Here is a 17,783-nt window from a genome sequence, read left to right as displayed (position 1 = left end):
GGGAGTCTCCCGCGCTCAGTCTAACAAGATTTAGATATGTGGATAAGTCAAGAGAGAACAATCATTTTCCAATTGTAGTCTTGATCTTCTCTACTGCAGAATTGAAAGCGTTCTCCACTGTATCCTGACCGTTGATAATAAGGCCAAGTGCATCGCCCATTGCTCCCCATACGCTCGCCATTTCCGGAACGTTTGGCATTGGTGTTCCTACTGAAGCGCTCTTGGAGAACTGTAAAACATCATACAGCTCTGGACCGGCGTCCGCTTCAATAAATGCAAACACGTCGGCTCTTGCCGTACCTCTTCTCTCTCCGAGGAACATTCCGTACTGGCCTTCGAAGCTTCCGATGTAGTTCACCACGAATTCAGTGGCTTCAAGCTTGTTCGGAGACTTTGAGTTTATCATGAAGCCCTGTACTCCGACGAATGGTCTCGGAGTTGTACCGTCGTCGAATGTGATTTCGCTGAAAGGAAGAATCGCGTAGTCGATACCCGCATCGCGGTAACTTGGGGTTGCCCATATGCCGTTAATAATGAATGCGGCCAGTCCGTCTTTGAACAAAGAGTCCATCAGGTTGTAATTTGGACCGCCAGGAATTAGGCCTTTGTCGAACCAAGATTTGATGAGGTTTCCGCCTGCAATCGCACCCTCGTTGTTCAGGCCTATGTCGGTTACATCAAGACCCGCAGCAGTCTCCTTGAAGATATAGCCGCCTCTTCCCAGTATGAAAGGTGCGGAGTGATAGAAATCCCCAACTGCGTAGATCAGGCCCACGACTTCATCATCTGCAGCCTCGAAAGCAAGTTCTTCAAGCTCTGAGATTGTTTTCGGTGCTTTGAATACGAGATCCTTGTTGTAGATGATTGCAATCGCCTCAACAGTATAGGGGACACCGTAGAGGTTTCCGCCGTAGCTGAAGGCATCTAGAGTGACATCGTAGTACTGATCGGCTTCGGGAAGAAATGGAATCGGTTCGATAAGGCCATTGATAGCGAGTTCACCAACCCAGTCATGTGCGCCTACTATGATGTCGGGGCCCTCGCCTGCGGGAGCTGCGGTAAGGAACTTGGACTTTATGTCGCCAAAGTTCACCTGCTGAATCTCCACTTGAATTCCGTAGTCACTTTCGAAATCTGCCGCCAACTTCTCAAGTGCAGGGATCTGGTTCTCAGAGGACCAAATCACCAACTTTGCGCTTGCAAAAGATAAGACTAGAAGTAGCACTAAAAGAACAGCTGCGAGTTTTCTCATCTTCTGAACCCTCCTTTGATAGAATTGGGATACACCCTAAACAAATTGTATCAGAAAGTTCCGGTTAATTAAAGAAGTGTTAATGCAGAGATTGAACAAAAAAAACGCCCCCATTCTTCATGAAGGCGCTAAGTAGTCTACAGTTGCCTCTTGTTAGCTTTAATATAGTTCTATCTTCGTGAATATTGTTAATACTACGAATCAAACTGGGTATACCGTTATCCCTTCTCTAAAATCCTTCGCGACTTCAAAGTCGACTCTGAGAGAATCTCTGTATCTCTGACTAAGATACTTCTTTCCAACTTCTCCAAGTAACAGGTATATAAGAAGATCCTCATCGCATTCGGCCAGCAGGCCGAGTTCGTTTCTTCCTTTTTCGACTTCTGGGTCAAGAGTGTCGCCCGGCCTATGAGAAATCGACTCTTCATCTCCCATAACTCTTGATTTCAGTGACTTGTCGATTTCTGCAGGAGGTGTTCCATAGAATCCCCTTATGTATCTTTCTACTTCTTTCGTGATCGTCTTGTATCTCTCGTTGTTCATAACATTCAAGACCGCTTGCACGCCCACTATTTGAGATGTTGGAGTAACAAGGGGGGGATAACCGAGATCAGCGCGTACCTGAGGAACTTCTTCGAGAACCTCTTCGAATCTGTCGCTCATGTTCTGAGATTTCAGTTGGTTTATTAGATTGGAGTACATTCCTCCCGGAATCTGATTTTCCAAAACTGAAGTGTTTATAGTGAAACCTGCATCAGTGCCACTGTGATTCTTCCTAACCCTTGAAAAGTAGTCGTTTATCTCTTTGAGTAGAGGGTAATTTGGCTTCTCTGAGAGCCCCATATCGTGTAATGTTGTCCATATGCTCTCGACACCAGGTTGTGAGGTTCCGAATCCCATTGAAGACGTGGCGGTGTCGAGAATATCGGCCCCGGCCTCAGCGCTCTTCAAGTAAGCCATATCGGCAATACCCGTTGTGAAATGAGAGTGTACCTCCAAAGGGATAGAGTGCCTCTTCTTGATCTCATTTACAAGAGTTGAAGCCGTTCCAGGCTTCAGAAGGCCTGCCATGTCCTTAATACAGAGAGAGTCTGCGCCCAAATCCGCAGCTTTGTCGGAGATCTTCACAAAGTAATCGATGTTATGAACGGGACTGGTTGTATACGACATTGCTACTTGAAGGTGCATTCCAGCATCCTTTACTGCGCTTGCCGACTTCTCCAGATTTCTTAGGTCGTTAAGGGCGTCAAAGATCCTTACAATATCAATCCCGTGATTTGCCATAGTCTTAACAAAGAGCTCTACAACATCATCTGCATAGTTTCTGTAACCGAGAAGATTTTGACCTCTTAGAAGCATCTGAAGCTTGGTATTCTTAAATCTCTCTTTGAGTACATCGAGTCTTTCCCAAGGATTTTCATTAAGGTATCTAACACAGGAGTCAAAGGTTGCTCCGCCCCAGACCTCCACTGCGTGGTAACCAACCTGATCGACAAGAGGAGCTATATCTGCCAACTCAGCTGTTGTGACCCTAGTGGCCAGAAGTGACTGGTGCGCATCTCTCATCGTAGTGTCAACGAAACGGACTTTTCTCAACTTAATGCCTCCTTTCTGTGTACAATACTATGATAGAGGAGTGATGTTATGCGATCAAATAAAAGAGATTACGAATTCGACATAATCGTCATAGGGGCCGGACATGCCGGTATCGAGGCCGCATTAGCTGGCGCGCGAATGGGCATGAGAACGCTTATTCTAAATATTAACCTCGACACGGTTGGTTGGACGCCCTGCAATCCGGCTGTGGGGGGCCCAGCGAAAGGCATTGTCGTAAGAGAGATAGACGCGCTCGGTGGGGAGATTGCCAAGTCAACAGATAAGGCATCACTCAATATAAGAGTTCTAAACACCAGCAAAGGAGCCGCCGTCAGAGCACTGAGATCTCAGGTGGACAAGAACAGGTATAGCCAGATAATGAAGAGAATACTTGAGATGCAGGAAAATCTGCACTTGCAGTCTGGAATTGTGAAGTCCATAGAAGTGGATAAGGGTCGTGTAAGAGGCATCACGACGCACTTTGGCCTCAGGTACTCTGCACGTTCTGTAATAGTTGCTTCGGGCACCTTTCTTGGAGGGAAGATATTCATCGGACCACAGGAGTTTCCCGCAGGAAGGCTTGGTGAGTTTCCAGCAACCGAGCTAACTGCATCGCTTAAAGCTTTGGGGTTCGAAGTCAGACGTTTCAAGACTGGGACCCCTGCAAGAATAGCAGGCAGATCAATCGATTTCTCCAGTATGGAGCGTCAGGGTACCTCAAATACCCCGCTTTGTTTCTCATACTTTTCCGAGCCCTTTGTCCTTGAAGACGATCATCCGTGCTGGCTGACCAGGACAAATGAGAGAACACACGACATCATCAAGAGAGACCTCAGATTCTCGCCGCTGTACGGGGATGTTAAGCTTATCGATTCAAAGGGACCGAGATACTGCCCTTCGATTGAGGATAAGGTGATCAAGTTCTCTGATAAGAGTAGCCATCAATTGTTTGTTGAACCCGAGAGTGCTTTGAGCGACGAGTACTATTTGAACGGTCTTTCAACCAGCCTTCCTTTCGAGACACAGCTGGAAATGATCAGAACAATAAAGGGGCTTGAGAGGGCGGAAATCGTCAGGCCGGCTTATGCTGTCGAGTACGACTATATAGATCCGACTCAGTTGTACTCAACGCTGGAGAGCAAATTAGTCGAGAATCTGTATTTCGCTGGTCAGGTAAACGGGACCAGTGGTTACGAGGAAGCTGCCGGTCAGGGTTTGATCGCGGGAATCAACGCATCAGCGAAGCTGCATGGCGGGAAGCAGCTTGTACTAAGTCGATCGGAAGCTTATATTGGAGTTATGATCGACGATCTTGTGACGAAGGGAGTGGATGAACCTTATAGACTTCTCACGTCAAGAGCGGAGTACAGATTGCTTCTCAGGCACGATAATGCGCACATAAGGCTTACAGAGTACGGTCATGAATACGGACTAGTGCCCGACTGGTTCAGTGAGAAGGTATCCCGATTAGCAAACCAGACCAGGAATCAGGTCTTAAGACTTGAAAGAGTGACCGTCAGACCTTCTGAAAGGTTGAACCAGCTATTAATTAGTAAGAGGAGTTCGAGACTTGATACGCCCGCAAAGCTTTCGGGTCTGCTAAAAAGATCGGGAGTTGAGTACAGGGACCTTTCAGATTACGATCCCGAACCGATTGTTGATGATGAAGTGATAGAACAAGTTGAAATAGAGATCAAGTACAGTGGATATATTAAGCGTCTTAGGGAAGAGGTCAAGAGACTTGAAGAGCTCGAGGGAGATCAAATCCCCTCCAACTTAGATTATGGTGAAGTATCCAACCTCTCAACAGAAGGAAGAGAAAAGCTGAAAAGAACAAAGCCTACAACGATAGGCCAAGCAACGAGAATACCCGGCTTGACACCCTCAGACATCATGAATCTATCTTTTCATCTCAAGCATCACAACCAGAAATAAGATCCGAGTTGGGTTCTGGTTTTATCGCGAGAGCAAGGTCTGTAAAGTTTTTTCCAGATCTCTATGTTCAATTGACTTTCCGTCTTTCAGAAGAGAGAACGCGGCCTTTATTACAAGAACCCTAGGATACTTCACAGTCATTTCCTGAACCGGATCTGCAGATATCCGAAGACCCACAGAGCTGTTGTTTAGCATTGGACCATCTCCTGAACCTCTTGACACAAGTCATGAGGAATATTATAATCAATTTTGTGTCTGGGCTCGTAGCTCAGTTTGGTTAGAGCTTCCGGCTCATAACCGGGCGGTCGGTGGTTCGACTCCACCCGAGCCCACCAGACTCGGCGGCTTATGCCGCCTTTTTCTGTACTAATTTTAGCAGTTTTGCCAGTGTTCTTCAAGATAGTTTTCTTATATTTAACATATAAGTGACGAAGCGTAAAGAAAGTAGATGAAGCATTTATGTACAATACGAGTTACGGTTTACGGTTCGAGACTGATTTCATTCTAGTGTATGCACTAACCTTCCTGAAACAAATGTCATGTCCGCGAAAGTATCTTCTCTCGTCTTTAAGAGATCTGAGCCGGTTACGAAGAAATCTGCTGGGTCCCCTGGATTGAGCGCGAAGGATCTGACACTGTTTGCTAGAGTGTGTCCGGCTTTGCTATACATCTCTATGCTGTCCTTTCTGGAGAAGAATCTATCGGCCGAAACGAGGTTCTTGACTACCGAAGTGCTCTCTACCGGTGAGTCGGTTGAGAAGGCAACAACTACTCCCATATCTCTCATCTTTCCAAACGGGTAGGCATCTTTGATCCGGATCGGCCCGAACCTCTCCGGTGCAATTGTGCTGTCAGAGTCAACGAAAACCGGTTGAATCGATGCGGTTAGTCTCTGGCCGGCAATCCTTCTTATCTGGTCCTCAGACGCGATCTGAACGTGAATTAGTCTATGCTTGAGAGTTTCACTGTTCGATCCTTCAAAAGCCAAGAGGGCCTCTTCCAGTGACCGATCTCCTATAACATGTACGCAGACCTGAATTCCTTCTCTGTCTGCTCTCCTCACGATCGGCCTAAGATCATCGGCAGTCATATATAGGACGCCGGTTTCGGTCGGAGAATCGTGGTAAGGCTCAATCATCGCCGCCGTTCTTGCTCCGAGCGACCCGTCAAGATACATCTTTGCAGCTCTCAGTCGGAAGAAATCAGTTTCGAATTGCCTGCCATGTTTGATCAATTCCAGATCTTCTTTTCTGGAGATGCAGAGCTTTTCGTAGACTCTCATTTTGTTCGCGCTCGAGAGAGCCTCCATAAGGAGTTCATAATCTATGCCGTGATAATCGTCACTGTGTACCGAAGTCACTCCATATTTCAAAAAGGACCTTGTTCCCGCTTCAATCGCTTCTCTGACTTCAGCAGGAGAGAGTTTTGCTATCCGGTCCATCTCCTCTAGAGCTCTCTCCTTGAGTATTCCAAGATCGATGTCCGAACCATCAAGACCGTGAAGTCTTTCAAGGTCTAATAGCTTTATCAGGGACGAGTTTACGCAGGCGATATGTCCGCACCTTCTGGTAATAATCGTTGGTTCTGAAGTGATGAGATCAAGCTTTCCTCTCACGGGCATAAACCCTAACACTTCCTGATCCCAGCCTCTAGCTCTTACTATCCTTCGATCAACGCTCAACCTATCGGCAAGCGATTCGATAGAGCTGCAGCCCTCTAGATCAACCTCCAGAGACTTTCTTCCCGTTCCAATGAGGTGTGCATGCGAGTCGACAAATCCAGGGTAAACGAATTTGCCTGAAATATCTATCTCTTGAGCACCATAAGGAGTATCTGCAGAGAATTCTCCTGAGTCAATGTAGAGGTCCTTGCAAGAATAAGCTCCGGTCTCTTCCAAATAGACAAATCCGCCTTTCAAGGAGTAACCGTTCATAGTTCTTCTCCCGAGTTAGCGGCTATAAGACCACCGAGCGCGGCATTGTTTATCAGTAGGGAAATGTTTGCATCAAGTGTCTTCCCTCCTGACAGCAGCGCGAGTTTGCCGAGCAGATATGGAGTGAGAGTCTTCCCCGAGATCCCTTCTTCTACGGCTGCTTTTAGAGCGGATTCAATGAGAGCGCTCAATTCATCGTAGTCCATAGAGTCCATTTCGGGAATAGGATTAGCTACTAGCAGTCCGCCCTCTATTCCAAGCCTTTCTTTTTCTTTCAGAATCATCACTGCCTCTTTTGGGGAGTCTATGGTTAGATTGATTTTGTAAGGGCTTTTTGAGCAGTGGAAGAACGGGAAACAATCGGTCTTGTAACCAACGATTGTTACTCCGAAGGTTTCAAGAAACTCCAGGGTCTTTGGTACGTCAAGAATGCTCTTCACGCCTGCCGATATTACGATCATTCTAGTTCTCGAAAGCTCTATGATGTCTTGAGAGACATCCCAATCTACTCCTCTGTGAACTCCTCCGATTCCCCCCGTAGCGAATACAGAGATTCCATTCAACTTTGCAATAGCCATTGTAGCGCTGACGGTCGTTGCTGCATCTCTCTTCATCGCTGTTGCGTAGGATATCTCTGCAGTACCAACCTTGAGGACATTTCGACCCGTTCCAAGTCTTCTCATCTCTTCCTCGTTTACACCCACGATAATTCTTCCGTCTAGAATTCCTATGGTTTTTGGTATTCCGCCATTTTCTTTGACTGCCCGCTCCATGTTCAGAGCAGTTTCGAAGTTAATACCTTGTGGAAGGCCGTGAGCTATAACTGTAGATTCAAGAGCTACAACTCTTTTCAACAATATTCACCTCTCATAATTCTCATATGCGGCAAGCTGTGTACAAAACTTTTCAGACAACCAGAACAGCTGCAAACACAGGTTTCAAAGAACTGTTGAAGCAGGCTCTAAGAAGTCTGTCCAATCAATTTTAACAGAACGTCACGTAATGTATGATAATTAAATCTACTCAAAAAGTCGCGTCATTGAAAAGCCGGAACCATGATGCTATAATTTCCACGATGTGCCCCTATAGTTCAACGGATAGAACAGCGGATTCCTAATCCGCAGATGAAGGTTCGATTCCTTCTGGGGGTACCAGCGCGAGGTTTTCCTCGCCTTTTTTATTGGTAATTAGCATAATGGAAACTGGTACAGAAAAGGCTACTTAGAGTACGTTAATTAGCTGTAGACGGTGCCATTCGCCCGTACATCGATTTGAGAAGTATTCATTATGATCATAGAATTCTAATGAAGAACACCAATATGGAGGAGGTATTCTCGTGGCCGAAACAAGTCTGTTCCAAAATGCACTTAAGCAGTTCAATAAAGCTGCCGATGTCATGGATCTTAGCCAGAGCATGAGGCAGGTCTTGTCTTTTCCGAAAAGAGAGCTAACTGTGAATTTCCCCGTAAGAATGGATAACGGGGAAATCAAGGTCTTCACTGGGCACAGGGTACAGCACAATGTAGCCAGAGGTCCGGCAAAGGGAGGAATCAGGTACCATCAGAACGTTACTCTCGATGAAGTGAAGGCACTGGCTTTCTGGATGACATGGAAATGCGCGGTAGTTGGTATCCCGTACGGAGGTGGAAAGGGCGGAGTTTGTGTGAACCCTCAAGAGCTTTCAATCAACGAGATTGAAAGACTTTCAAGGAGATTCTTCTCAGAGATTCAGATCATAATAGGTGAAGGAGAAGACATTCCTGCGCCAGACGTAAATACTAACGCTCAGATAATGGCCTGGTACATGGACACATACTCCATGAACATTGGTCATTCAGTTCTCGGAATCGTTACAGGCAAGCCTCTGGAAATAGGTGGTTCTAAGGGAAGAACGGAAGCAACGGGTCGCGGAGTAAGAGTGGTTGCCGAAGAGGCTCTAAAGTACAAAGACATGGATCCAAAGCAGGCGAAGGTGGCCGTTCAGGGATTCGGAAACGTAGGATCGTTTGCGGCGAAGCTAATAGATGAAGAGATGGGTTCAAAAGTCATCGGTGTGAGTGATGTTTCTGGTGGACTTTATAATCCTGAGGGTTTCGACATTGATGATCTGATCGCATACAGGGATCAGAACAACGGAGTGATCGAGGGCTACCCGAAGGGACAGAAGATCAGTAACGAAGACCTGCTCGGACTCGATGTGGATATCCTCGTTCCAGCAGCTCTTGAGAATGCGATTACTGAGAAGAATGCAAAGAACATAAAGGCAAGAATAATCGTCGAGGGCGCAAACGGTCCTATGACACCGGAAGCGGAAGACATAGTTCTTGGAAACAAGATCTTCGTTGTTCCCGACTTCCTGGCAAATGCCGGAGGAGTCACAGTCTCATATTTCGAATGGGTACAGGGACTACAGCATTATTTCTGGGATGTGGAGGACGTAAGAAGAGCTCTCCAAAAGATAATGAGAGAGGCTTTCGCTTCCGTAGCATCGACAATGAACAGGTACAACATCGATATGAGAACTGCCGCATATGTTGACTCTATAGAGAAGGTTGCTCACGCCACAAAACTCAGAGGAATCTATCCCTGATATATCTGCTGTCAGATTCACGGAGCGGAAGAATTGTCTTCCGCTCTTTTTATATGTTGGGAGAATCAGAGTCGCTCAGATAAGTAGAAGTTGTCGTCGACTCTGTAAGCCGTCAAATAGCCTCCATAAACACAGCCAGTGTCTATACCGATCTTTCCTTCTTGAATTAGAGGGCCGCTAATTAAGGGTGTATGACCAAACACAACCGTACGGTTCCTGATAGGGTTTGGCGTCTCCAGAAATGGTTCTCGGATCCACAGAAGATCCTTTGAATTCTGCTTCTTCAAGGAGATTCCCGGCCGTACCCCGGCATGAACGAAAATGAAGTTGTTCTCTTCGTAGTGAAGAACAGTCTCGTTGAGAAACTCAATATGGTATTCTGGAACAGATCTAATACTCCCATAACTTCTGATTGTTGTTTCCATCCCGTTATAAGCCCAGATCGTAGATCCTTCGGCGCCTCTCAGATAATCAAGGAACATCTGCTCGTGGTTACCTCGAATGAAATGACAGTCATGGTTTACGGAAAGTGATATCAGAAAATCGATGACTCCCCTGGGGTTCGGTCCACGGTCCACATAATCACCAATGAAAACAAGAGTGTCGTCAGCTTTGAGATCGATCGCCTTTATAAGTCTTTTGAGCGGTGAAAGGCAACCGTGTATGTCACCGATTGCATAGGTCAACCGAGAAATCTCCTCATAAAGAGTTGCCAGAGAAAGGATATTACAATTCCTGCAAGCGGGCTAATTATCCATTCTTTCTTGGAGTCCCTTGAAAAGACTGCCCGGAAAGCAAGCCCGGCAGCAACCGAGATAATGACCCAAGTCCAGTGATTTGCAAGAATGAAGATAAATATAGACATTCTCTCAGCGATTCCGATTGAGTCGGTAGCCTCTTCCGGCACTATGGCCCCTCGAAGAAAGTAAGTGACACCCACGGTTACCAGAAGCATTCCCATGAGATACCAGGAAAACTCAACAGTGACAAATGATTCTACGAGGAAGCTTCTTCCCAGTAAGGTGAAAAAAAGCAGCAGGAAAAACGCAATGACTTCGATCAAGAGGTTTGGCAACCTCTTGCGGCCCATGTCAACAGTGACTGTCAGGCCGACAGAAAGTATCAGTAAAAGTATTCCAAGAGGGCTTGATAGAAAGACGTCGAAAGTGAAGGCAAGAAAGATCAGAACGACCCAAATGAAATGCATCCAGAACTTCTTATCATCCATCTTTGCAAGCTTTCGATTATTTACAAATGCATGATCAACTACATAGTAAGCCACCAGAAGATGTAATGGCATATCTCAACCTCCGATCTTTTTTTTGCTGTTCCATGGTAGCACAGGAACTAGAAAGGTTGCAACAACAAGTGCGACAAGAACCCCAAATCCGAGGCTTACACCGAATGTGCTCAGGAGTTTTCCCCTTGCAAAAATGAATGAGAAGAAGGTTAGCATAGTCGTTGCCGAAGACATGGTTATTGATTTTAGGGTTCTGGCCAGCTCTGTGTTCTTCTTCTCCCTAGAACTATGTATAACGTAAACAAGTGAGTCCACACCAATTCCAATTATCAGCGGGGCAGAGATTACAGTTACAAAAGTCGTCTCAATTCCCATCAATTCCATTAAACCAAACATCGACATCAAAATTCCGACCATTAGAACTAATGTTTTGAGTCCGTCTATGATGGACTTTCTTTCGATAGAAACGACGACAAAGATTGCTACGAAGGCAACCAGACATATTGGAAGGGAGATGATTCTCACAAGGTCCATCAGGTAATGGAAGACTTTGGGATACCCTCCGAAAGAAGCTCTGAGTTCAGGACTGAGACTGTCGTAAATAATCTTTATGACGTTGTTTCTATAGATCATCGATAATGGTTCTGAGTTCATAACAAAATACGTCTCACCATTGGCAGCCTCGTAGAGAAGCTGATCTCTCAGGCTTTCCGGTATGACCTCGGTAGCAAGGTCAATAAGATCATTCGAGCCTTCAATGGATTCCGCTCTGTCAAGGAGTTCTACAACGAAGTCATAGTAATTTGCTTTCTTGAAAACGGCCTCAATTAACGGAGAGTCTCTCAGCGCATTGATTTCCCTGGTAACTTGCTGCATCTGATTAATGTAATCTCCCTCTCCTCCTTCGATAACAGAAAGTATTGAGAAGGAGCTCTTGAAATTCGGATTCTGATCGATTTCCTCATGCGCCCTTCTTAGAGAATCTATATCTGGAAGTATAAATGGCACTGTGTTTATAATGCTTCCCCCGAAGGTTCTTTCAATTAGGCTGGGAACTGCGATCTGTTCTGAGTCGGTTGACATCAATCCGGGAGGAGTATAGGAAAAGCTTCTAATATTGTTCAAACCAAGATAACTGAGCATCAGGATAAGCATGAAGACAACTCCTCCGAAAACGACGCCGAATTTCAAGATTACCTTCGAGATTCTCAGGAAAAATCTGTCGAGCAGGTGAATGTTTGCCTTCTTTTCAGGATTTATTACGGTCATGATCGAAATTGCCGGGAGATAGACTGTCATTACGATAAAGAAGACAACAATACCGATTGCAGAGAGAATCCCCAGTTCTCTAATGGCCGGGGAGCTGATTACTGCAAGGATCATGAAGACAAGAGCTGTCGTTATCATGCTTGCCGAAAGAGGCTTTATAAGAGCTTTATAGGAGCTGTACAATAGAGTTACCGGGTTCTTCTCTCTGTTTGCACCATCCGAAAGTCTGGTTATCATATGTATTCCATAGTCGATTCCCAGTCCAAGCGTTATGGCGGTGACGAAGGTAGTGATGATGTTTAGAGAGCCGAAGATTACGTAAGCAAGGCCGAGAGTGATGAACATCGAAATAGCCAGTGAAGAGAAAACGCAAAGGGTAACCTTCCAGCTTGAATAGGCAATGAAGAAGAGAAGAGAGATTCCTGCAAGCGACAGCACTGTTGTCAGCATGAAATCATCACTTACTTGCCTGTGCGAGTCGTAAGTTCCGAAGTGATCTCCTGCCATTCCATAAGTTACTCCGTGAACTCCGCAAACACCATCAAGCCACTCTCTTAGTGCTGGAATCACTCTTTTCACGTATGATACATCGGAAGAAGGCCCATCGAGCCTGATACCCATAACCAAAACCATCGGGTCGTTAACAGGAATTGATTCTGGAAGTCTTATGAAGCTGAAGAAGTCTTCTCCTTCCGGTTCGTTTGCAACTAGTCCTTTGAGGTCCTCAAAACCGAGCAACATCTGTCCAAGGCTTCGAATAGCAGAGAAATCGTAGTTGACGAGTCTTTGGACGGTCCTTGAAAGATCCTGATCTCGATTTCTGATTGAGGAGAGTTGTCCTGGATCGACCATTAGGAGGCCCAGAGGCCCGAGATCAGACATTAGATCGAACCTCACAAAGGATTCGATACTCCTGAATTCGTTCGATCCTTCGTAAATCCCTCTCGCAGCCGAAATAAGATTCTCTATTCCCTTTTCAGTTTTGTCTTGTGTTTGCAGAACGATGTAAGTGACGTCGCCAGAAGTGTCTCCGTTTATGAAGCGATTGTACTGCTTCACGACAGGATCGTCCTGTGGAAGAATCTTAAGCAGATCTGAATCAATATTCAGTTTCAATGAAAGGTATGCACCAAATGCGCCAAGAATTACGAAAAACACTACTACTGCTGCACGGTGTCTTACCACGAACTCACTCAATCTCTGCAACAAATAATCACTCTCAGTCATTTCTTCTAAATTGAACAAGCAACTCTAGTATATCAACTTTTGCATGGCCAGAGATCGATATTAAGCGACCAAAGCTGAGTGTTCAGTCCCTGATAAGAAAATATCTGACCGGAAGAAATGGTATCGAGTATCTCTCGACCGTCTGTAAGAAGGATTCGCTAATAGTCGCGCCTTCTCTGAGAACCACAATGGGTCCACTGCCGGAGAAAACATCTGAAACGAACCTTCCAGGACTGAGAGAGTGCATATAATGGACTCTGGCGAATTCGAACCCTTCTTCCTGCAATGAATTGAAGTCTGATTCCATAACGATTGTGTAGCCGGGGATATAACTTAGTCGGAAAGCTCCGTAGTCGATGAACTCCAGCCTGGTTACAACTGAACCGAAAAAGTCGATTGTCTCTCTTTCTCTTGAACCTTGTTTTCCGCTTTCAATGACAAAAAGTGTCTGCAATCTCGAGAAGGTTTCAAAGTATGGACTGACAAACGTTCTCATCCCGTTTTCAGTAGACATTATCCAGGGTCCTACGTTTTCCTTCTCTAGCTGTTTAAGTACAGAGCTGAACTCCTCAACTGCTTCGAGATGATTCTTGAAACCTTCAAGCACCGGCAGAAACTTGTTTCTAAGAAAGAAGTCGGGAGCGGCACTCCGTCTCCCGATATTCTGAAGAGCTTCCAGATTAACATACAATATCACCAAAAGCCCGAAAATCAGGGCAATTAGCGAAATTGCGATTGGCAAACTTGCGATTCTCAATTTACGGTCTTCACTCCTAGACTTTCGAGGATTATCTCGATTGCTTTTAAAAGTTGAAGATCATGTTCGATGTCTATAGTGGCTTTGGATAGTGTTAGTTCGCTTCCGTCCTCTTCAAGGACATCATCACCCGGTTCAACGATGATATCTGGTTCTATACCCTGAAGATGAATATCATTACCATCTGGAGTGAAATAATGAGCAGTTGGTAGCCATATTTCGCCTCCATTGGAAAGATTGAAAACAGTCTGAACTGCCGCCTTCCCAAAGGTCTTTGTTCCGATAACCGTTGCCAGTCCGTGATCTTTCAACGCTCCAGTAAGTATCTCTGAGGCCGATGCGCTTCCTTCATTAACAAGCAAAACGATTGGTTTGTCTTTGAAGTAGGCATTGTATCTGGATCCCCATGAGTTGTATATTTCTTCCTGACCGTCTCTGTACCTAATCGTTATTACTCTCTGGCCTTTGGGCAGAATGAGAGATGAGATGTTCAGAACACTTTGCAGAAGTCCGCCTGGGTTGTTTCGCAGATCGATTATGTAGGCCTCGCTGTTTCTGCTAAGGTTTAGAGCATCCTGGAATTCATCGTAGGTTGGCGCGTTGAAGCCCGTAATGTGTATATAAGAGATTTCGATATCTTCAATATCTATCAACTCACTCTTTACGCTCCTTATTTCAATGAATGCCCTGGTAATTTCAACGAAGAAAGGCTCAGTGAGAGTTTCTCTGTAGACCTCCAAAACCACTTGGGTATCGGGGTCTCCTCTGAGCATGTTGACGGCACCGTAATAGCCGACATCGGAAATTGGTACTCCATCTATTGTAAGAATCAAGTCGCCGGGTCTTAGGCCCACTCTTTCTGACGGGCTCCCGGCCATAGGTGCCACCACTTCAAGACAATCAAATTTAATGTTGTACTGAACAGTAGAACCAATACCTCCATACTTGGAGCTTGTGTCAAGCTCATTCTCCCTGGTTTGAACGGGATCAAAATACCATGCAAATGGATCATCGAGTCCACGCATCGTACCTGTTAAAGTTTCGTTGAGCACATCGTCATAATCTACTTTGTCAATGTCGTAGTAGTTTCGTTCTATATATGTAAGTATCTGAAACACAGGACTGAACTTCTCGAACATCTCATCGTCCGTCATAGTTGTAAATGCCCCCAGGAAGAAGACCGCAATAAGAACCGCGATCGACGCCGTTATCCTAAAGGCTTTCTTCTTAGTCATGCAACTTCCTCCCTTCTACTTTTATACCGAACACCAGGTATGTAGTATGGCCGACCATTCTGTCTTCCGGCCTAAACCTTTCGGGATTGGTCTTATAGCTTCTTGCCATTATCTCCCATACCTGAACATCGATAACTCCTAGATTCCTAAGAATCCCGATCGTTTCTTGAACCTGGTTGGCTGTAGGGCATAGAACGCAGATCCTACCGCTTCTCTTCAGGATAGTTGTCGAAGTCTCAAGAGAAGTAGAAGGTTCGGGAACATCAAGAAAGAAGGCATCGGCTACCTTACTGTCTTTGCATTCTACAATATCTCCCGCTACGAAGTTCACCCTTTCTGCAAATCCAAGGTGCCCGACATTCTTCTTGGCCTTCTCTAAGAAGTCTGATCTCTTCTCGTAGGTGACGACTCTGCCAGACTCACCTACTTGACGAGAGAAGACTGAAGTCATTACACCAGTACCCGTTCCGGCTTCGTAGACAACGTCACCCGGTTTTATGTCCAGGTTTAAGAGAATGAACGCAATATCCTTTGGGTAAACGATCTGAGTTGATCTTCTCAACGAAAAGATTCCGTCGATGATAGACGGTTTTATCAAATACGCATCTCTCAGACCAAGACTGATCCTCTCTCCGAACTCCTTGCCTACAATTGAATCAATCATTAGGTTTCCATAGTGAGTCTTGAGAACTGTCCCTTTCTCGACCTCAGAGAAGTACTTTGTTTCTTCATCTTCAAGCAGGATCAGTACTTTGTCACCGTATTCAATCATCTAGACTCCTCTGAGTTTTATTATGTTCTCAATCAGGCTATCGAGTTCTTCGATTTGGCCAGATTCACTGGCTTCGACAACGCACTTTCTTGCGTAGCCTTTGACAATCATCTCCGATACTCTTGAAAGAGCCGAGTTCACTGCAGAGACCTGAGTAAGAATGTCTCCACAAACCCTGTCGTTTTCAACCATTTTCTGCAGGCCTCTGATCTGGCCTTCGATCCTCTTCAACCTATTCAAGACCGCTTTCCTGGTCTCTTCATCAACTCCGTGCATGCCTTCACCTCTTAGGAACCGAATACACTGCCGCCTATGAACTCCTTTATAATGGAGGTTCTCGGAATATCCTCCAGATTCGTCATGGGGAGCACGTAATCTATGAACCTCAGAAGCCTCTTAGCTTCAAGATACTCTGGTACCGAATCGTCTATCTGAACTAGCAAAGGTTCTGCGAATGCTTTCAATGCTGCCAAATCGTATACAATTGCAGAATTGAACATCACATCCGCCTCTTCCTGGAAGGGAAAGATATACTTGTCTTCTCCTCTCCTAACGCTTGACCACATTCTTATTGTATCGAGCGCCGAGTGCCCTCTGAATCGATTGTCACGCACGATTCTACGCAATAATCTGACATCAGTAGTAGGTATTCTGTTCAGGTTATCGAGATTCATCTGCGTCAGAGCGCTGACGTATATTTTGAACTTTCTCTCGTGAGGTACGGAACTGCTGAGCAGCTCATTTAGGCCGTGAATTCCCTCGATTATGACAGGCTGACCCTCAGAGATCCTGATAGGTTTGTCATGAAATCCGCTCTTTCCAAGAATGAAGTCAAACTTTGGAAGCAAGACTTCTTTTCCGTCAAGCAGCTGTGAAATCTGTTCGTTAAATAGCTCTATGTTGAGAGCATAAATCGATTCGAAATCATAGTTTCCGTTTTCATCTCTCGGAGTCTTCTCTCTATCAACGAAGTAGTCGTCAATAGATATCTGTACAGGTTTCATTCCCAGTACTTTTAGATGCAGCATCAGCCTCTGAGAAAAGGTAGTCTTGCCCGAGCTTGAAGGGCCGGCTATAAGGATAAGACTAGGCTCTTTGTGTGCGGCTATGAGATCTGCAATCGCAGCGATCTTCTTTTCATGGAGAGATTCCGCAATATTGATTATCTCTCTTATCTCCTTTGGACCTTTGCTTATTATTTCGTTCAGCTCGCCCACGGTCTTAACACCAAGAATCTTCCCCCATTTCTCGTGCTCCAGAAAGACTGTTGAGATCTTTGGCTGATCAACAAATACTGGTAGTCTGTCTGGCTCTTCAGTATTGGGGAGGTTCAGAATGAAGTATTCTCCATACGGAATTAGCGCGAAGTTCTTAACCGCACCTGTCGAAAAGGGCATATATCCATAGAAGTAATTCAGGTATCCCTTGCATCTGTAAATGTTCACAGTTGACTTCTTTCGGTATTTGAACAGAAGAGCCTTGTCTCTCTGCCCATCTTCGTTGAACATCCTAATGGCCTCGAATTTGCCCAACGTTCCCTTTTCGAAGACGTGGTCCTCTTCAACAAGCTGTCTCATCTTATTTTCAATTGTCTTCAGATTATCCGAAGTAGGCTCTACACCCTCAATATCACAGACAAGGCCAGGGCCTCTTGAGTGATGAACATTTAGTTGCACAGCTCCAAAGAGCTCTCTGATTGCTATGAAGAGAATGAAGAGAGTTCCCCTTGTATAGATTCTTAACCCGTCTAGAGAAGACAGATCTACGAACTCTACTTCCTGTTCTTCGTTTACCTTTCTGCAAAGCTCTATCAAAGCATTGCCTGATTTTGCGGCCATGATGGGAGCTCTGTGGAAGCCGTCACACATTTTGGAAAGTTCATAGAAAGTAGTCTCTTTGGTAACTGGAATCTTCTTATTCAATTCCTTTACGAAAATCTCGTGGTTAGCCATAGAATCACTCCAAATCATTGACACC

Annotated in this window: 15 protein-coding genes and 2 tRNA genes; 4 read left to right on the top strand and 13 right to left on the bottom strand. The window is 45.3% G+C overall.

Annotation, left to right across the window (positions count from 1 at the left end):
• Positions 1 to 61 precede the first annotated feature (61 nt).
• Both RJ60_RS08120 and RJ60_RS08115 read right to left on the bottom strand, forming a co-directional pair.
• On the bottom strand, positions 62 to 1,252 hold the full coding sequence (locus RJ60_RS08120) for a maltose ABC transporter substrate-binding protein (RefSeq protein ID WP_099829171.1): 1,191 nt from the start codon (positions 1,250 to 1,252) through the stop codon (positions 62 to 64).
• 201 nt (positions 1,253 to 1,453) lie between these two features.
• The gene (locus RJ60_RS08115; protein WP_099829170.1) at positions 1,454 to 2,848 is read right to left on the bottom strand and encodes a pyruvate carboxylase subunit B; all 1,395 of its coding nucleotides are present in this window, start codon (positions 2,846 to 2,848) and stop codon (positions 1,454 to 1,456) included.
• A 48-nt stretch (positions 2,849 to 2,896) separates the two neighbouring features.
• On the opposite strand from RJ60_RS08115, the gene mnmG reads away from it, so the two are divergent.
• Positions 2,897 to 4,783, top strand: coding sequence for a tRNA uridine-5-carboxymethylaminomethyl(34) synthesis enzyme MnmG (mnmG, locus tag RJ60_RS08110; protein WP_099829169.1), 1,887 nt, complete (start codon positions 2,897 to 2,899; stop codon positions 4,781 to 4,783).
• A 21-nt stretch (positions 4,784 to 4,804) separates the two neighbouring features.
• Here the strand turns inward: mnmG and RJ60_RS15545 are convergent, their stop codons facing one another.
• Positions 4,805 to 4,978 (bottom strand): hypothetical protein, encoded by a 174-nt coding sequence (locus RJ60_RS15545; RefSeq protein ID WP_165775337.1) that lies wholly within the window; start codon positions 4,976 to 4,978, stop codon positions 4,805 to 4,807.
• Between the two features lie 62 nt (positions 4,979 to 5,040).
• On the opposite strand from RJ60_RS15545, the gene RJ60_RS08105 reads away from it, so the two are divergent.
• Positions 5,041 to 5,118: transfer RNA gene (locus RJ60_RS08105), tRNA-Ile, on the top strand.
• A 164-nt stretch (positions 5,119 to 5,282) separates the two neighbouring features.
• On the opposite strand, the gene RJ60_RS08100 is transcribed toward RJ60_RS08105, so the two are convergent.
• A complete protein-coding gene (locus RJ60_RS08100) occupies positions 5,283 to 6,716 on the bottom strand; it encodes an amidohydrolase (protein WP_099829168.1) in 1,434 nt (477 codons plus the stop codon).
• Positions 6,713 to 7,570 carry a pseudouridine-5'-phosphate glycosidase gene (locus RJ60_RS08095; RefSeq protein ID WP_099829211.1) on the bottom strand — a complete coding sequence of 286 codons (858 nt, stop codon included), beginning with the start codon at positions 7,568 to 7,570 and terminating at the stop codon, positions 6,713 to 6,715. The genes RJ60_RS08100 and RJ60_RS08095 overlap by 4 nt, the downstream gene beginning before the upstream one ends.
• A 225-nt stretch (positions 7,571 to 7,795) precedes the next feature.
• Here RJ60_RS08095 and RJ60_RS08090 point away from each other — a divergent pair.
• Both RJ60_RS08090 and RJ60_RS08085 read left to right on the top strand, forming a co-directional pair.
• A tRNA-Arg gene (locus RJ60_RS08090) sits at positions 7,796 to 7,870 on the top strand.
• A 182-nt stretch (positions 7,871 to 8,052) separates the two neighbouring features.
• Positions 8,053 to 9,306, top strand: a complete 1,254-nt coding sequence (locus RJ60_RS08085; RefSeq protein ID WP_099829167.1) for a Glu/Leu/Phe/Val dehydrogenase — start codon at positions 8,053 to 8,055, stop codon at positions 9,304 to 9,306.
• A gap of 65 nt (positions 9,307 to 9,371) precedes the next feature.
• Here the strand turns inward: RJ60_RS08085 and RJ60_RS08080 are convergent, their stop codons facing one another.
• The 8 genes from RJ60_RS08080 to RJ60_RS08045 form a co-directional block, all read right to left on the bottom strand.
• Positions 9,372 to 9,992: a metallophosphoesterase family protein gene (locus RJ60_RS08080; RefSeq protein ID WP_099829166.1), complete on the bottom strand. Its 621-nt coding sequence runs from the start codon at positions 9,990 to 9,992 to the stop codon at positions 9,372 to 9,374.
• Positions 9,989 to 10,606, bottom strand: a complete 618-nt coding sequence (locus RJ60_RS08075) for a hypothetical protein (protein WP_099829165.1) — start codon at positions 10,604 to 10,606, stop codon at positions 9,989 to 9,991. Before RJ60_RS08075 ends, RJ60_RS08080 begins: the two co-directional genes overlap by 4 nt.
• Before the next feature lie 3 nt (positions 10,607 to 10,609).
• Positions 10,610 to 13,021: an RND family transporter gene (locus RJ60_RS08070; RefSeq protein ID WP_099829210.1), complete on the bottom strand. Its 2,412-nt coding sequence runs from the start codon at positions 13,019 to 13,021 to the stop codon at positions 10,610 to 10,612.
• A 103-nt stretch (positions 13,022 to 13,124) separates the two neighbouring features.
• Positions 13,125 to 13,799, bottom strand: coding sequence for a hypothetical protein (locus tag RJ60_RS08065; protein WP_099829164.1), 675 nt, complete (start codon positions 13,797 to 13,799; stop codon positions 13,125 to 13,127).
• Positions 13,796 to 15,034, bottom strand: a complete 1,239-nt coding sequence (locus RJ60_RS08060) for a S41 family peptidase (RefSeq protein ID WP_099829163.1) — start codon at positions 15,032 to 15,034, stop codon at positions 13,796 to 13,798. The genes RJ60_RS08065 and RJ60_RS08060 overlap by 4 nt, the downstream gene beginning before the upstream one ends.
• Positions 15,027 to 15,806 carry a tRNA (adenine-N1)-methyltransferase gene (locus tag RJ60_RS08055; protein WP_099829162.1) on the bottom strand — a complete coding sequence of 260 codons (780 nt, stop codon included), beginning with the start codon at positions 15,804 to 15,806 and terminating at the stop codon, positions 15,027 to 15,029. Before RJ60_RS08055 ends, RJ60_RS08060 begins: the two co-directional genes overlap by 8 nt.
• Positions 15,807 to 16,082, bottom strand: coding sequence for a metal-sensitive transcriptional regulator (locus RJ60_RS08050; RefSeq protein ID WP_099829161.1), 276 nt, complete (start codon positions 16,080 to 16,082; stop codon positions 15,807 to 15,809).
• A gap of 11 nt (positions 16,083 to 16,093) precedes the next feature.
• Complete coding sequence (locus RJ60_RS08045; protein ID WP_099829160.1) at positions 16,094 to 17,758, bottom strand: nucleoside kinase; 1,665 nt, start codon at positions 17,756 to 17,758, stop codon at positions 16,094 to 16,096.
• Positions 17,759 to 17,783: the final 25 nt, after the last annotated feature.

This window comes from Mesotoga sp. B105.6.4, assembly GCF_002896535.1.
Taxonomy (GTDB): Bacteria; Thermotogota; Thermotogae; order Petrotogales; family Kosmotogaceae; genus Mesotoga.
Note: the sequence above shows the minus strand (reverse complement) of the source record. Positions and strands in the feature narration are given on the sequence as shown.

Coding starts and splice junctions, on each gene's coding strand:
- RJ60_RS08120 (WP_099829171.1), bottom strand. CDS start 1,252: ATGAGAAAACTCGCAGCTGTTCTTTTAGTGCTACTTCTAGTCTTATCT.
- RJ60_RS08050 (WP_099829161.1), bottom strand. CDS start 16,082: ATGCACGGAGTTGATGAAGAGACCAGGAAAGCGGTCTTGAATAGGTTG.
- RJ60_RS08045 (WP_099829160.1), bottom strand. CDS start 17,758: ATGGCTAACCACGAGATTTTCGTAAAGGAATTGAATAAGAAGATTCCA.
- RJ60_RS15545 (WP_165775337.1), bottom strand. CDS start 4,978: ATGCTAAACAACAGCTCTGTGGGTCTTCGGATATCTGCAGATCCGGTT.
- RJ60_RS08055 (WP_099829162.1), bottom strand. CDS start 15,806: ATGATTGAATACGGTGACAAAGTACTGATCCTGCTTGAAGATGAAGAA.
- mnmG (WP_099829169.1), top strand. CDS start 2,897: ATGCGATCAAATAAAAGAGATTACGAATTCGACATAATCGTCATAGGG.
- RJ60_RS08100 (WP_099829168.1), bottom strand. CDS start 6,716: ATGAACGGTTACTCCTTGAAAGGCGGATTTGTCTATTTGGAAGAGACC.
- RJ60_RS08075 (WP_099829165.1), bottom strand. CDS start 10,606: ATGCCATTACATCTTCTGGTGGCTTACTATGTAGTTGATCATGCATTT.
- RJ60_RS08060 (WP_099829163.1), bottom strand. CDS start 15,034: ATGACTAAGAAGAAAGCCTTTAGGATAACGGCGTCGATCGCGGTTCTT.